This is a genomic window from Indolivaga capnocytophagoides, assembly GCF_036511535.1.
Lineage (GTDB): Bacteria > Bacteroidota > Bacteroidia > Bacteroidales > Dysgonomonadaceae > Dysgonomonas_A > Dysgonomonas_A capnocytophagoides.
Window position 1 is genome coordinate 3,973,360 of the sequence record NZ_AP028867.1, and the last position, 15,533, is coordinate 3,988,892.

11 protein-coding genes are annotated in these 15,533 nt (G+C 38.7%); 4 read left to right on the top strand and 7 right to left on the bottom strand.

The features are described from left to right. The first annotated feature begins 2 nt into the window (after nt 1-2). Both AABJ51_RS15990 and AABJ51_RS15995 read left to right on the top strand, forming a co-directional pair. Nucleotides 3-536: a HEAT-like fold family protein gene (locus AABJ51_RS15990; RefSeq protein ID WP_338373357.1), complete on the top strand. Its 534-nt coding sequence runs from the start codon at nt 3-5 to the stop codon at nt 534-536. A 10-nt stretch (nt 537-546) separates the two neighbouring features. Further along, nucleotides 547-789 carry a hypothetical protein gene (locus tag AABJ51_RS15995; protein WP_026628014.1) on the top strand — a complete coding sequence of 81 codons (243 nt, stop codon included), beginning with the start codon at nt 547-549 and terminating at the stop codon, nt 787-789. A 153-nt stretch (nt 790-942) separates the two neighbouring features. Here the strand turns inward: AABJ51_RS15995 and AABJ51_RS16000 are convergent, their stop codons facing one another. Then, on the bottom strand, nt 943-2,055 hold the full coding sequence (locus AABJ51_RS16000) for a transglutaminase-like domain-containing protein (RefSeq protein WP_338373358.1): 1,113 nt from the start codon (nt 2,053-2,055) through the stop codon (nt 943-945). Between the two features lie 44 nt (nt 2,056-2,099). After that, nucleotides 2,100-2,987: a HEPN domain-containing protein gene (locus AABJ51_RS16005; protein ID WP_338373359.1), complete on the bottom strand. Its 888-nt coding sequence runs from the start codon at nt 2,985-2,987 to the stop codon at nt 2,100-2,102. A gap of 218 nt (nt 2,988-3,205) precedes the next feature. Between AABJ51_RS16005 and AABJ51_RS16010 the strand changes: the two genes are divergently transcribed. Next, entirely contained in the window at nt 3,206-3,607 is a 402-nt protein-coding gene (locus AABJ51_RS16010; protein ID WP_338373360.1) for a hypothetical protein, read from the top strand. A 99-nt stretch (nt 3,608-3,706) separates the two neighbouring features. Here AABJ51_RS16010 and AABJ51_RS16015 read toward each other — a convergent pair whose 3' ends face one another. The 5 genes from AABJ51_RS16015 to AABJ51_RS16035 form a co-directional block, all read right to left on the bottom strand. After that, on the bottom strand, nt 3,707-4,306 hold the full coding sequence (locus AABJ51_RS16015) for an aminotransferase class IV (RefSeq protein ID WP_338373361.1): 600 nt from the start codon (nt 4,304-4,306) through the stop codon (nt 3,707-3,709). Next, entirely contained in the window at nt 4,303-5,280 is a 978-nt protein-coding gene (locus AABJ51_RS16020) for an aminodeoxychorismate synthase component I (protein WP_338373362.1), read from the bottom strand. The genes AABJ51_RS16015 and AABJ51_RS16020 overlap by 4 nt, the downstream gene beginning before the upstream one ends. A 12-nt stretch (nt 5,281-5,292) precedes the next feature. Continuing rightward, a complete protein-coding gene (locus tag AABJ51_RS16025) occupies nt 5,293-5,862 on the bottom strand; it encodes a YdeI/OmpD-associated family protein (protein ID WP_338373363.1) in 570 nt (189 codons plus the stop codon). 762 nt (nt 5,863-6,624) lie between these two features. After that, complete coding sequence (locus AABJ51_RS16030; RefSeq protein ID WP_338373364.1) at nt 6,625-7,173, bottom strand: terminase small subunit-like protein; 549 nt, start codon at nt 7,171-7,173, stop codon at nt 6,625-6,627. 110 nt (nt 7,174-7,283) lie between these two features. Continuing rightward, the gene (locus AABJ51_RS16035) at nt 7,284-11,702 is read right to left on the bottom strand and encodes a hybrid sensor histidine kinase/response regulator transcription factor (protein WP_338373365.1); all 4,419 of its coding nucleotides are present in this window, start codon (nt 11,700-11,702) and stop codon (nt 7,284-7,286) included. 558 nt (nt 11,703-12,260) lie between these two features. On the opposite strand from AABJ51_RS16035, the gene AABJ51_RS16040 reads away from it, so the two are divergent. After that, nucleotides 12,261-15,527 (top strand): SusC/RagA family TonB-linked outer membrane protein, encoded by a 3,267-nt coding sequence (locus AABJ51_RS16040; RefSeq protein WP_338373366.1) that lies wholly within the window; start codon nt 12,261-12,263, stop codon nt 15,525-15,527. Nucleotides 15,528-15,533 lie beyond the last annotated feature (6 nt).

Sequence of the window (15,533 nt, forward strand, 5' to 3'; positions counted from 1 at the left end):
TAATGAATTTCAATACCAAACTCTCTGAGCGTATAGGAATGGACGATATCAATGAGATACTTCGTTTAACACATGATAGTGACAGCCGAAAGCAAGAGTTATATAATTTAGTCATTGGTGAAGATGAAACTATTGGATATCATGCAGCTTGGATTTTTACTCATTTTTCGTCACAGGATAACGAGTGGTTATATAATAAACATGATCAATTGATTAATGAAGTTCTTGTCTGCAAGCATGGAGGAAAACGAAGGGTAATGCTCAATTTATTATACAGACAGCCATTCCCGAATCCGCCAAGAGTAGATTTTCTGGATTTCTGTTTAGAGCGAATGATGTCTGGCGAGGAATTGCCCGCAGTAAAATCTCTTTGCATGAAGATCGCTTATGAATTATGCCGTCCCATCCCTGAGTTGATGCAGGAATTGAAAACAATGCTTGCAATGATGGAGGGCGATTTAGTGCCATCTATCCAAGCCGTTAGAAAGAATATTCTAAAGGCAATGCAAAAAGGAAAGAGTTTACAAAAACTTTAATCATAATAATATGAATTATAAAGATTCTGAAAATATACTGCTAATTATATGTGGAGCGATGGGCATCGCAGCACTTGCATTGATATTTCGCTATCTCTTTATTGCAAAATGGGGATTTGATGCTTTCGGGGCAAATCTTGTATTCATTATTATATTTGCAGTCGGGTTAGTCTTTTTTATTTCTTATCTGGAAGTTATTCAGAAAGTCATTCCACCACTCTTTAAAAGTCGAAAACCAATAATAGAAAATTAGTCCTATTTCTTAAAGTCGTTTTTACTCGAAATCTAAAAGATGTTGATATAGATACTATAAGACAAAAGCTTACTTTTAAAGAGTGTAAGTTCAAAATTGGAATAAAAGAGAAAATATGAACTTGATTAAGTAATATCCTTTAGTTAATCTTTCTCAAGGCTTTCTATAAAAATCTTTTATTGAATTAGTGTAAAAGCAATAATTAAGAGGGAATTTTTGTTGAAAAATAGTTGGGTTTTTCGCTCCTACGGGCACCAGCATTAAATCGGATTTACCCTGATAAGTATATTGTTTTTCTTTACTTATATTCTCTCTATTATCGAACTTTATAGAGAAATAATACAAATATGGGTATATCCACGGAATATATTCTTCGGAAGTTGTTTGTTCTGTTGTCCAAACACTTACTTTTTTGCGATTGGTAATGGCGGATTGAAGTTCAATGGTATTTAGAGGTTTTCCGTCTATGTGAGGGATAATATCCCATTGAGGATCAACTACAATCCATTTATCCAAATCGTTAAGGAATACTTCTAAAACAACATGCCCCGCCCCGACTGGGCGTATCTCAACATCTTTAGTCTTTAGAGATAGTGTTCGAGCCTTTATTCCTATTGAATTAAGGCAAGCGGTGGTAACTATTCCGTATTCAACACAACGAAACTGTTTTCCATTCTTCACTTCTTCCAATATATATAAAGCATCTTTCTTTTCAGGCTCATTCATTCCATTGTGTTTCCATAGATGATGTACCCAAGAAGAAACATTTCGAACCTTTTCCAAATCAGAATTTCCAGATGAAGCTATACTGTCAATTGGATATTTATTTTTCAATTCTTTCAAATATGGACTATTAATATCATTCTCATATAGGAGAGAAAAATCTTCATTCTTATTATTTTTGTCAAAATTAATCTCATCATACTCAATTCCATTCTTGAGATTTATTATAATTGGTTTATTCTCTTTCTTTTCAACTGATAATATGACACTATGACCTATTGGTAAAATAAAATCAGTAGTGTCAATATCGGAATACACATTAAATCTATTGTTTTCAGGTAAATATAGTGAAATAGATAATGTGTCACTTTTCACAGAAGAAAAAGAAAGCTCTAAATCTTCTTTTGTAACATCAACAATTTCAACTTTTATACTATTAGAATTCGTTTTGAGACTAAATCTGTTCTTATCGCTATCAACTGTTTGAGCTATTATATTAGAGATGATAATTGATGATAGTGTGAATAATAGAATTTTTTTCATAATTTCTTTTTTTAATCTATATGACGTCTATGTATAGAAAAAGGTTACTCCATCTCCCCATACTCCCCAATCTTCTTCTCACAGATCCTCTTAGTAATATCTCTCAACAACTCTACTTTCGGAATAAGTGCATCAATATCCTCTTTCGTTACGACAAAATCAGGATCATAACGTCCATTTACATAAGCAGCCTTGATTAGCTCAAAAAGCCGCTTTTCTTCTGGAGTATCTTGTGGAAAAACTTTGATAAACTCGTTAGAATACTTCTTTACAGAGTTTAGAAGCTTTGATAGGTTATGTTGTTTGGGATTTTCTAACGTAAAGACTAAGCGGATTGCATAAATATAACTCTCGCAGGCTTGGTGAAGCATAAATATAGCATCTTTATAAAGCTTTTCATTTACGCCAAGTACAGCCATCTTAGATTTACTATTAGCACTCTCAAATTTATCATCAAAATATTCCTGAGCCTGTTGCTTTATTTCATCAAAGCTAAGTTTACGACGACGGGCAAGTTTAAACTTACCACTATCGTACAACACAACACCTTCCTGCTTTATTTGTGTATAGAAATATCTCCCATCGTTCAGATACTTATTCAGCTTTTTCATATCCTCGCTAATAAATTGAACAGGAGGCTGACGATCAGGGTCTGTTGCCCGGTCGTAATACAGATCTTCTATATTACTTAGTATTTTTATAGCAATGCCATCCGATATACCACTCGTAACAACCAATATATCGTAATCACTTACATAGAATTGTATTTTGCCAAACTCATATTTTTCATCATACACCACATAATCGTTTCGGGCATAACTTCCGAAAAGTATTATCATCTCAGTCTGCTTCAATCTCTGTAAAACAGATTCGATGATAAAATGCAAATCTCTCTGATTGGTTGATGGTAAATATGATATGGACTTTTTCATTCTATTCGTTCGTACTTTTTGCAAATCAAAAATTAAAGATAGGTAAAAAAGAAAATCGAAATTAACTTTTTGTTTATTAATTGTATATTTGTATCAACATCCTGTTATCGTCTGTTGGAGATCTGATTCTGACTGGCGAATGAAAACCGCAGAGATATAAACTATTTATTAATATTTATATCAGTCTGATTCTCAAATTAGGCTTAAATGCGGACACTATGACAACAAAAGAAATACCTACCGAACAACTTTATTCTAAAATAATTGAGCAGGCAAGCTCAGTGTTAAAGCTTTCTATATCACAAATTAAGGAAAAATACACAGATTATCCTATTTGCCTTATGGATTATATTGAAAGAGATATTCATGAAAAATCTATTGAGATACGTTTTGATAAAGAAAATATTACATTAACATGTGCATTTAATAAAGATGGAAATTGTAATAAATCATTCCTGTTTCCTGATGATGATCAACTTATTGAAAACTTTGTTGGTTATTTGACAGATCATCATGATTACAGTTTTATGAGAAGTCGCTTTATGCTAGGTAACTGTTATTTAAAAATAAAGGAACTGAAAGAACAGAGAAGTGATATTTGCTTGGTGCTCTATCAATAAAATATGAGATTTTCGGGTAAGATTTAAAGTGGTCTTGCCTGATTATTTTATCGTCTTAATGTTCTTGACTTTATGCCTCTGATTATCAATATTTATATCCTAAAATACATTAGTCGAAGAAACCCCTACATTATCATCTAAGTCTATCATAGCGTTGATAAGGTAGGCACGTGAATACCTATGTAAATCGTCGACCCTAATGTATTTTTCAATGATTGTGCCTGCATCGATCAATAATTGCCGTTTGATGCCTGCTAACAAAGGTGTTGAGGGAGTAAAGAGTCCTTCATTATTTTCCAGCACGATGTTCGAATAAGATGTATCGGTAATATATCCGTTTTTTACAATCAGTATCTCGTCACAATTCCCTTTTTGCGAAACGAGAGATTGCAGCCTGCTTCTGTCTTCCGACTTATAAGTATAATCTATGTCATTATCGTATACTAAGGCCAGATTGTTTATCGGTCTGAAACGGTAAGGTTCGAAAGTAATACTTTCTACGGTATCGCTGTATAATATACGGCACTTCACAATACCTATCCGCATATCCATCGGAATAATATCGGTCGGAATATCAAAATTCAGCGATACCCCAAAATGAATTTCGGAAGTACGGATAGCCCTTCGGCTGTGAAGAGACAGATTACAGAATGATCCATCTTTCACTTTAATGGTTTCTATAAATCGGGGTTTACTCATACAAATGGCAGATAAATTTTTTTCAGAACTTCGTTATATTCTTCTTCACACCGACTGTAAGCTGTAATACCTCCGCCACTCCGATAATAAAACTGTCCGTTTTGAGATTCTATAAAGCGGATAAGCACAGCCGAATCGAGCTCGGTTCCATCATAATAGCCGAATACACCCGTATAAAAACCACGGGATTCACCTTCTGCCTTTTTGATGAGGTCTATTGTCGCAGATTTTGGCGCACCTGATACCGATCCGGCAGGCAGCATTCGTACAATAATATCACCTAGATGTGAATGATAATCGGACGATAATTGCCCTTCTATCTCCGAACTTACCTGAAGTATGTCTCTAAACCTGTTTTTGATTTGTTCGATGTACCTGAACCGTTTGACATATACTCCGCGAGCCGACTGGCTCAAATCGTTTCGAAGCAAATCTACAATGGTATTATGCTCCGCTGTCTCTTTAAAATCCGAGAGTATCTTCTCTGCGGCATTAGGTATCTCAGCATCAATGGTTCCCTTCATCGGATTGGTTGAAATACTGCTGGCGGATATTTTCACAAAACGTTCGGGCGAGAAGCATACAAACCGATCGGGTATATACAACTTGTAAGGAGCATTACTCAGCAGGAAGATGTCTTGCAGACTGAGATTTGTATCTATAGGCGTTTTTATCGTCAGGTTGGTCAGAAAAGAGTCTCCCCGTTTCAAGCCTTTGTGTACAATGTCGAACTTTTGCTTATAGCTTTCTAATGAAATAGGAGAGGGGTGGAAAGTTACTTCTCCATCAATAATTTTGTTGTGTTTGATATTCTGATAGTTACCAGCTTTGAATTCAATAAGGCTGTTGTCCATCGGGTTCTCGATGAATATGGCCTCCTGCATTTCGAAATCGAATGCAAATAAAAAAGGCTTGCTTGAGTGTCCGCATTCATTCATTTTTAAACGGACTGTATCTATATTTTTATAGAACATATGTCTTAGACCTTAATAGTATTTTTCAATTCCTCCAAATCCTGTTATTATTTTATTCTCTTTCGTTTTATTGATAAAATTATTTAACCGCTTTTCAAACTCTTCCGGTCGTTTCCTCGCTGCTTCAATGTATGCAATTCGGATACGTTTATATGTATCGGAGAAATGCTGATAGTTTTTCCAGACTGTTTTATCTTCTTTCAATCTTTCAATTATGTCATTGGGGAAGACAAAAGTCTCAGACAAAACATTTCGTATTTTATCCTCCAATTTACGGTATATCATTTTATTCTCCAATAACCATTTAAGCCTTTCTTTGTTGGCCTGCGAGTATGTACTCTTCGGATTTCTAGGTGTGAAACGCTGAATTCTGAGGTCTGCATCGAGCGGCTTTATCGTACTGTCAATCCATTCGAAACAAAGTGCTTCTTCAACAGCATCGTTGTATGCAATACTTTTCTTATCCGAAGATTTATTGGGAAACACAAACCAGATTTCATTAGCAGTCTCGAAGTTGTCGGTCAGCCACTTTCGCCAATCCTTTCGGTTTTCAAAATATTTTATTTTATTTTCTGTTGTCATAAGAACTTATTCAAGTTGACTGTTTGCGATCTTATATTTTGTTTCACATATTGTTACGGTAAAGGTAACAAAGGTAACAGAATGAATGATCAGTCAAGAGTTCTCAATTATCAAATTTATTATTAATATGAATCAGTAGTTAGATTGATAAAACGTTCTTTTCAATTATGCTTTCAAGTTCATCTATTTTCTAACGCAGCCTCCCGGCTTTGTTTTTCATTTTGCCTTGATGCAAAACGAAACAAAAGATCAAGACTGCGTCTCCAACCCGACCCGCTCAGCTCTCGAAAGCTAAGACAAATAAAAATGATTATCGCTGATATCTATCTGTCTTTTAGCGCTTTATTCGTGCAGCGGGTACCCCGGGCTTCCGCCGAGGTCGAAAACCTGACGGGGTCACAGACCCTTTTGTAGGCTGGCGCAAGCGAAGTTGTGCGTCAGCCTGGGCGCATACAGGGGTGAAGCCGTAATCTGAACAGTGAAACGGGCGTAAAAACTAAATGCTGTTTGAGCCTGAAAGGCGAGTTTTATTTAGTTTCGCCCGTGAACGTAGTCAGATAGGCAGAGCCTCGCAGCGCCAAAGACCTTTTGGTTCCTTTTGGGGCTTTAGCCAAAAGGAACACAAGCAATCTCTGATTGCGCGTAGTAAATAGCATAATTTAAAAGAACGATTTTCAAATACTGATTGACATTATTAAGCCTTTTTAGAAATCCGCTAAACACTAAAAGTTAGAAAAGGTAACAAAAGTAACAACTGAGTCTCTATTCATTATATTCAATAGCTTGATTGTTTTTTTGAGTCATCTCTTCGGCTGATGTTCTGATTCTCTCCTGAAACTCTCTGTCTTCTTCCTCTTTCCACAATCTATATTCCAGTTCTTCTTGTAAAATACGTTCTTTTTCCTTCAGTTCAACAAGTATCTTTTTCTCCTTATTGTCAATATCATTTTCTTTGGATATTGCCATTTTGAGGGTCTTTTCATCCGGAGAATATTCTTTCACTGTTACTGTCTTTCCTGCCAGATACAATTCGCCGTACTCATCTACGGCATATTTATAACGGGTGGTAGTTACTGTACGACCTTGTTCTACCCTTTGCTTTAGTATCTGCCGTGCTTTTTGAGCCAGGCGCTCGTCTCTTTCCAGACGGGCATTATTGACCATTTCCTCAAAATCGGGATATTTGACCATCCACTGATAAAATGTTTTGCGGCTGATGTTGTGTATTGAGCAGATTTCGCCCAATGTATATTCGTCCTGCTCTATTGCCCCTGTTATTTGCTTTCCTAGTTTATCGGTATACTTTGCCATAATTGTAATGTGTTTTTAAGTATAGATAAAAACTAGTCGATGCCCACTGTAGGGGCGAATCACCATTAGCCAGATGATGGATTGTATGCTCGGGCGTATGCAATACGCCCCTACAGGGAACTTTTCGCTCGGTTGCGGTATTCAGACGGAGGTGTGTTGAACTTCTTTTTGAAACATTGAGTAAAATACTTTGTATCGGATATGCCGACCATATATCCGATCTCTTTAACCGAATAGCTTGTTTCCTCGAGCAATCGTGCGGCATGATTCATCCTTATATCCCTGATAAAGTCCACAGGAGCCTGTCCCGTAAGGCTCTTTATTTTTTTGAAAAATACAGTGCGGCTCATAGCCATTGCGGATGCCAGATCGTCTATAAGGAAAGAACTGTCATCCATATTTTTGAAAATTTCGTCCTTAACCTTTACGATAAATATCTCGTCTGCCTGAGTTATCGACACGGGTTGTTTATCTTTCAGGTCTTTTTTTGCCGAAGTTTGCTTCGGTGATGATGCCGATAAACTTTCTATCAGCGATTTTCTCTGTCTGATAATATTTTCGATACGGGCTTTCAGGTAGTTTACGCTAAACGGCTTGGTGATATAATCATCTGCTCCGTATTCCAGTCCGTGGAGTTTGCTTTCGATGTCCGATTTTGCCGATAACAGGATAAAGGGAATATGGTTTGTTTCTGTTCTATTTCTTATTTTCTGGAGAAATTCAAGTCCGTCTATCTCGGGCATCATAATGTCGCTGATGATAAAATCGGGTAGCTGCTCTACCGCGAGATTGTATCCGGCTTTACCATCGGCTGCTTCCAAAATATGGTAATGCGGGCTCAACATCGACTTTATAAATTGCCGTAAGTCTGTATCGTCTTCGGCAACTAATATCGAATAATTAGTGTCGGGTGTTTCTGATTCGGGAAGATTTTTTATTTCGGGATCGGATATCTGTCGGGTACTGACCTCAATGCTGTTATCAGCATGGGATAAAATAATGTTACTGTCGTTTTGGAAATGTTCGAATCCTCTTTCGAAGAATACCGAGAACGAAGTGCCCTTATTCTGTTCACTGCTCACGGTGATTTTTGCATGGTGCTTGTCGGCGACTTCTTTCACGATCGACAGCCCTATTCCGGTACTTGGTTTGCTTTTGTCCTTATTGAATGATGCAAAACGGACAAATAGTTTGTTTTGTACTTCACGTGTCATGCCCGTACCTTCGTCTTTTACCTGCAATTCTATCAAATCGTCCTTTTTCGAAGGGCGTATGCTTACTTCTATACGTCGACCTTCGGGCGTGTATTTGAAAGCATTGGACAGCAGGTTGAATAAAAGTTTCTCGAAACTGTCCCGGTCTATCCAAAGCAATTCATTGCCGGCCTCATTGTTAATAATCAGATCTATGTGCTTATCTCTCGATATATCGGTAAAGCCGTTGCAGATTTCTTCTACATAGTCGCCGACAGGGGTCTTTTGCAGGTTGAGTTTTTGCTTTTGTACTTTTCTGAAATCAAGTATCTGGTTTACCATCCGTATCATACGGTTGGTATTTTTGAGAACGAGCTGCAACTGACTTTTTATGTCTTCGGGCGGATGGCTGTTGTGTAGGATATTTTCCACAGGAGATACAATCATCGTCAAAGGAGTGCGTATTTCATGCGAAATATCGGTGAAGAAACGTATCTTCATTTCGGCTTGTTCGTGCTCGAGTTTTATCTTATCCTGCAGACGATAGAATACAAACAATATACGCATGATCAGGTAGATGAAAAATATTATTGCTGCGATATACAGCAGGTATGCCCATCCTGTCTGCCAGAACGAAGGAGTGATCTCTATATCCAGTATATGTTCGTTGTTCATCCATACCCCGTCGCTGTTGGTCGATCGTACTTTGAACCGGTATTTTCCGGGGGCGAGGTTTGTGTAATTCGCAAATCTTTGATTTTGAGTTACAATCCATTCCTTATCGAACCCTTCGAGCATATAGGCATATATGATACGGGCAGGATCTACGTAATCCAAAGCCACAAATTCGAGGCTGATTATATTTTGTTTGTGGTTCAGTTTTATGTATTTCAGATCATCAATATTCTCTTTGAGTGGAGAGTCTTCTCCCACTGCAATGTCTTTGTTGCTGATCTGGAATTTGGTTAATGCAACGTATGGCTTGAATGTATTGTTACTCACCTGATCGGGATCGAGGTAAATAAGCCCTTTTGAGTATCCGAAGTATATAATTCCCGAATCTGCCACACAGCGTGATCCTTCGGAAAAAGTAGCTCCGCTGAGCATCCGGCTGGCTTCGCTATATGTTTCAAATTCTTTCTTCTGAGTATCGAGTTTCAGTATATTTCCTTCGGTAGCTATCCATAGATTGCTGTGACGGTCATCTATAATGTTGAGTATAATGTTTGAAGGTAATCCGTTTCGGGTGGTATATGTTTCAAATCCCAGCGGAAATCCTTTCGGGTCAACTTGATTTATCAGGCTCAGACCACCTCCGAAAGTCGCAAGATACGTTTCCCCCCGACGGGTGGTGCGTATATCGTAAATGTCGCTCGAATGTAGCGAATTATCGCCTTCCTGCCTGTTGTATACGTTGTACTTAATAGATTCGGGATACTCGAAATCAGAAGAAAATACAATCAGCCCTAAAGTTGTGCCGACACAGATATTGCCGTACTTATCGGATGATATTACCCGTATCTGCGCTCCGGTGGAAGGGTAGCCTTTCAGGTGGTTCTTTATATTGATGAACCGTCCGCCGTTCTTATTTTCGAACAGGTTGAGACCTCCTGTTCCGTATGATCCTACCCAGATACGTTTTTTATTGTCCTGAAAGATCGAATATATACTGTTTCCGGTGAGACTGTAAAGATCTTTGTCGGAGCTTTTGTATTGCGCTATCTTGTATTTATTGCTTCCCGTTTGTGTTTGCAGGCGATATACTCCGTCTCCTTTCGTCCCTATCCAGATATTATTGCGGTCGTCCTCAAGAATACTGTAGCATGTCCCTTTGAGTGGATCCCCATATCCTATCGAACCATCGGAGCAGATATATCCTAATGGCTTTTTATGTCTGTCGTAAACGAATGTCTTCCCGAGTTTGGTCGATACCCACATCCGCTTCTGAGAATCTACATAAATGCAGCGGACATCATTATTGACCGTTGTATGTATGTTTTCGTCGATAATACGGGTACTGAACAGGTCATTCTTGAAGATTATTTTTTCCAGTCCCTGAGAGCGTGTACTGAGCCACAGATTGCCCTGTTTATCTGAGAATGCGCAATGCAACATGTTGGAGAAACGCCAGTCTACCGATTGAGGTTCATTGTAAAATGGGATGAGCCTGTCATTCTTTTTATCGAATAACGAAAATCCCCCACCTCTCGGATGCACCCATGTCCGACCGTTTTGGTCTTCGAGTATAAAAAAGTTAGGCGGAAATACGTTCGAGACGGCGGTTTCTACTTTCGTGTCGTAGTGTTTCAGCGTATTGTCTTCCGTGTTGAAACGGGCAGCCCCTATACAGTCCAGTTCGAGCCATACATTGAGATCGCGGTCTATATGGCTCGAATGTATTGTGTTTGTCCGCATATCATGCAGATTGTCTTTGGTATAATGAGTCATTTTATCCGAGGCTTTATGATAGATGAAGAATCCGTCGGAATTGGTGACTAATAATATCTGATTTTCGTCGATGCTTTTTATGTCCTGTATTTTGGAACTGCTGTGGGTTTCCATCAACCTGAATTGTCCGCTGTGCTTATTGTATATCCATATGCGCCCCATATCCGAACCAAACCATATTTCGCTTTTCATCTCGAGTACCGAATAGAAGCTCTGCGAAAACTTATCACCTCCTCTCGAGGTTTTTTCCACAAAGAGGTCGGTAATCTTCTTTTCTTTTGATATCTGGTATAATCCATTGTCAGTTAACAGCCATGAGTTACCCTGAGAGTCTTCGTGTACTGTGTATATCCGGTTGGTACGTATGTGTTTACTACTCTTATTGTATATTTCGACACTGAACTTGATATCGGGTATGCATATCGCTCCGGTATGGTCTGATACGAACCATACTTTGCCCGATTTTGTTGTGATAATATTTTTATACGAGAAGGTGAGGTCTGCATATTCTTTCAGGAATCGGAGACCCATAAATTTTTCGGTTTTCGGATCGAATCTTAATGGTTTTCTTTCGTATGGAAGTGTTATCCATATATAACCGTTAATATCTTCGTAAATGCGTTCGATGCGGTTTCCCCATATCTGTTTGCTGCTTTCGTCTAATATCCGGTATGTTTTGAAGTTGTAACCGTCAAATTTGCAAAGCCCGTCCCAGGTCGCAAACCACATGAATCCGTTTTTATCCTGATGGATATCCATAATGGAATGTTGCGGCAATCCATCATCCGATCCGTAATGTTCGAAGTAGCATTTGGGTTGAGCTGATACAATTACCGGAAACAGGAATAGAAGAATATATGATAAATATCTGAGTCTGTCGACTGTCATAGCAGGTGTTTTTGGTAAGGTCTAAGGTTTTATGTGGTATTAAGGTCTCAGATTTATTTATTGTCCATCCAAGTGTAGCAGCGATTGATAGTTATAGCTGTTAGTGTGCGACATTAAATACTTTCTGTTACTTAATAGGTTACAAACAGGTCTACGACCTTAATACAAAAATAAACTTGTTTCGTTAAAAAAACACCTCGATAAGTAAAATACTGGATTTTCCCCCTATAAAAAACACTTTACACCCTGTCTTCTGTATTTTGCGGTTTTTTCGGTCTGTGTCTCCCGGTAAATCTGAAAACGGGGATTTTCAGGTTAGAACAGATTACCCCCTCCGAAATTTAAAGGCTTCTATATATTTGCCCTGTAACCTAAGTTATGAACAAATACCGTGACATAAGTAATGTTAACTGATCTGATTGAAAAACAAGAAAACAACAGCGAATTGACACTTTTTAAATCATCTATGTAAACCTAACCTTTAGACGGTATTTGTATAAAAGTAATAAATAGGTCTGTGACCTTACTTATTTTCTTAAACCTAAAATTTGAAAAATCATGAATGAATGTAAAAACAAGAGAAAAACGGACTCTACTCTTAGAGGTTTGCTTTTGTCATTGCTTTTTATCTTACTGGGCACAACCGCATCTGCCCAATCCGGTATTGTAATAAAGGGGACAGTCCAAGACGAGATGGGCCCTTTGCCGGGTGTAAGTGTAGCAATAAAAGGAACCTCTACAGGAACACTCACTGATCTGGATGGAAAATTCAGTCTCTCTGTACCCAATGAAAAGACAATCCTTACATATTCATTTATCGGATATGTATCGCAAAACCTCGCGGTAGGTCTCAGCCGTGATTTTAACGTAATATTAAAACCCGAAGATAATTCTTTGGATGAAGTTGTTGTGATCGGTTATGGTGCTGTACGGAAAAAAGACCTTACAGGGTCTACAATTTCGGTTAAAGGTTCCGATCTGGCAAACATTCCCGTAACTACGGCTGCTCAGGCATTAGCAGGTAAGGCCGCCGGTGTAAATGTTATTCAGCAGAGTGGTGCTCCCGGTGCCGATGTGCAGATAACGGTACGTGGAGGAACATCTATCACACAAGGGACTAAACCTCTTTATATTGTCGATGGTTTCCAGATGGGGAATGGTTTACGCAGTGTCGATATTAATGATATTGCATCGATCGATGTTATGAAGGATGCTTCTGCGACGGCTATTTACGGAGCGAGAGGATCTAATGGTATTATCCTGATCACTACAAAGTCGGGAAAATCAGGAAAGACAGAGGTCTCTTATAATGCCTACGTCAGCTTCAATCGTTTAGGCAAGAAATTAAAATTGCTGGGAGTTGAAGATTATGTAAAGTATCAGTATGAATTTAATACCCTTCGTGGTAGTGAAAACAGTTTCGCCAACTTTTTCGGGGGAGATATAAATGCGCCCGATTTTTATACCGGAGCTTATTCTCGTATCTCGCAGGAATACGGAAACCGTGCCGGAATAGACTGGCAGGATGAGGTATTTGGCGATACCGGTATTATTCAGAATCACAATATCAATATTAGCGGAGGATCTGAAAAGACCAAATATATGGTGAGTTACAACTATACCGGAGAAGATGGTATAATGGAGAAACATGGCTACCAGAAAAACAGTGTCCGAGCCAAACTTAATCATGAATTATGGAAAGGCATCCGTTTTGATTTTGCATCCAATCTGCAAATGACCAAAGTTGAGGGCGGAGGCTCGCTGGGTGGTAAGCTGAAACAAACCATATTGCAGCCTATTACAGGGGGAAACAAATGGACGAACGAAGAAATGATAGGTTCTGATATCGGTACGGAGATCGGCGATCTGATGAATGATGCCAATTACGATGCTCAGAATCCGATTCTAGATAACCGTGCTATTTCGAATGAAAAATACACAAGACTGGCAACTGTCAATGCCGGATTGGAGTTCGATATCATCAAGAATATGACATTCCGTACTGCGGGCAGTTATACGTGGGAACAGGTACGCAAAGACTATTGGGACGATGGAAGTACCAAGCAGGCCAAAGCCAATAAAAGTCCTTACGGATATGGTTCGCGCGATAACAGCGAAAAATATTCATGGCAGATAACCAATACTTTGAATTATGCTTTGAATCTGAAAGAGAAGCATCGTTTTAACTTTCTTTTGGGACAAGAAACGTATTATACCGAAGATATGAAACTCGAAAACGAATACCGTAGTTTTTCGGATGGTAATTTCGGGCTGAACGATGTCAGTATGGGGATTCCGTACACCTGGAAATCGGGTAAAGATAAAATAGGTTTGGTGTCTGTATTCGGACGTGTGTCTTATAACTTCAAAGAACGTTATCTTTTCACCGGAACATTGCGTGCCGATGGATCTTCGAAGTTTGCAAGAGGTCAGCAATGGGGATATTTCCCATCGGCTTCGGGAGCATGGCGTATATCCGAAGAATCGTTTATGGAAAGTACCCGTGATTACATGAACAGCCTTAAACTTCGTGTCGGATATGGTATTGCCGGTAATAATAATATCAAGAACAATATGTACACAACCTCTTATGGATCGGGGCACTATGGATATAACGGAGGAGATTATATTACATACATTCCCGGAACTGTACTTGGAAATGCTGCTTTGAAATGGGAAAAAACCACCACAACCAATATCGGATTGGATATGTCGTGGATCAACAGCCGCTTCAACCTTACTGTGGATTGGTATAACAATGAATCGTCCAACCTGTTGATTGAAAATAAAATACCAACATCTACCGGATATTCTACTCAAATACAGAATCTGGGGTCTATTCGTAACAGAGGTCTTGAAATTGTGTTGAATACAACAAACATAGCAACCAAAGACTTTACCTGGACAACAGACTTCAACATTGCATTCAATCGTTCTAAAGTACTCGAATTGTACGGAAACAAGGAGCAGGACTATTTTACAAAAGATTATAAATCCCGCATGGGGTATATGATAGAAGTAGGTAAGCCTTTGGGGCAATACTACGGATTGATTTATGATGGAATTTATACAACCGACGATTTCAATCAAAACTCCGATGGGTCATATACTTTAAAGGACGGAATACCTTATCTGAAAGGAAGTACCCGTTCGAAAGTAAAAGTGGGTGATGTAAAATACCAGGCAATTACAGGAGAGGTGGACAAAGACGGAAATCCGGTTTTTTCGGTAAACGACCGTACTGTTATCGGCAGTGCACAGCCCAAATTTACAGGAGGTATGAGTAATACCTTCAGATATAAAGGTTTTGATCTGAGTGTTTTCTTCAATTTTGTATATGGCAACAAAGTATTCAATATGAGTACGCAGCGTTTTATCGGTCCATATCTGGCTAACCAGAATACATTGTCGAAGATGAATAACCGATTTACATTGATAGATCCCCAGACCGGAAAAGAAAGTTCCAACCTGACACGATTGGCGGAACTGAACCCCGGACAACATAGCGGTTCCATGCTATGGAATATATCTTCGAATAACAAAACTGCAATCAGCGATCACAGCAGCTATTATCTGGAAAACGGCTCTTATCTGCGCTTAAATAACATAACTCTGGGCTATACATTGCCAAGGAACTTGGTACAGAAAGCCCGAATCAATAGTGTTCGTGTTTATGGTACGCTTAACAACATCCATACATTTACCAGCTATACAGGTTATGACCCTGAAGTATCGGCGAGCGACAATGCTCTGACTCCGGGTGTCGATAACTCTTCATTCCCCCGTGCAAAAAGCTGGGTGTTAGGATTAAACCTTACTTTTTAAGCTATT

Excerpts from the sequence above, each read along its gene's own strand:
- AABJ51_RS15990 (WP_338373357.1), top strand. The coding sequence starts at position 3 with ATGAATTTCAATACCAAACTCTCTGAGCGTATAGGAATGGACGATATC.
- AABJ51_RS15995 (WP_026628014.1), top strand. The coding sequence starts at position 547 with ATGAATTATAAAGATTCTGAAAATATACTGCTAATTATATGTGGAGCG.
- AABJ51_RS16000 (WP_338373358.1), bottom strand. The coding sequence starts at position 2,055 with ATGAAAAAAATTCTATTATTCACACTATCATCAATTATCATCTCTAAT.
- AABJ51_RS16005 (WP_338373359.1), bottom strand. The coding sequence starts at position 2,987 with ATGAAAAAGTCCATATCATATTTACCATCAACCAATCAGAGAGATTTG.
- AABJ51_RS16010 (WP_338373360.1), top strand. The coding sequence starts at position 3,206 with ATGACAACAAAAGAAATACCTACCGAACAACTTTATTCTAAAATAATT.
- AABJ51_RS16015 (WP_338373361.1), bottom strand. The coding sequence starts at position 4,306 with ATGAGTAAACCCCGATTTATAGAAACCATTAAAGTGAAAGATGGATCA.
- AABJ51_RS16020 (WP_338373362.1), bottom strand. The coding sequence starts at position 5,280 with ATGTTCTATAAAAATATAGATACAGTCCGTTTAAAAATGAATGAATGC.
- AABJ51_RS16025 (WP_338373363.1), bottom strand. The coding sequence starts at position 5,862 with ATGACAACAGAAAATAAAATAAAATATTTTGAAAACCGAAAGGATTGG.
- AABJ51_RS16030 (WP_338373364.1), bottom strand. The coding sequence starts at position 7,173 with ATGGCAAAGTATACCGATAAACTAGGAAAGCAAATAACAGGGGCAATA.
- AABJ51_RS16035 (WP_338373365.1), bottom strand. The coding sequence starts at position 11,702 with ATGACAGTCGACAGACTCAGATATTTATCATATATTCTTCTATTCCTG.
- AABJ51_RS16040 (WP_338373366.1), top strand. The coding sequence starts at position 12,261 with ATGAATGAATGTAAAAACAAGAGAAAAACGGACTCTACTCTTAGAGGT.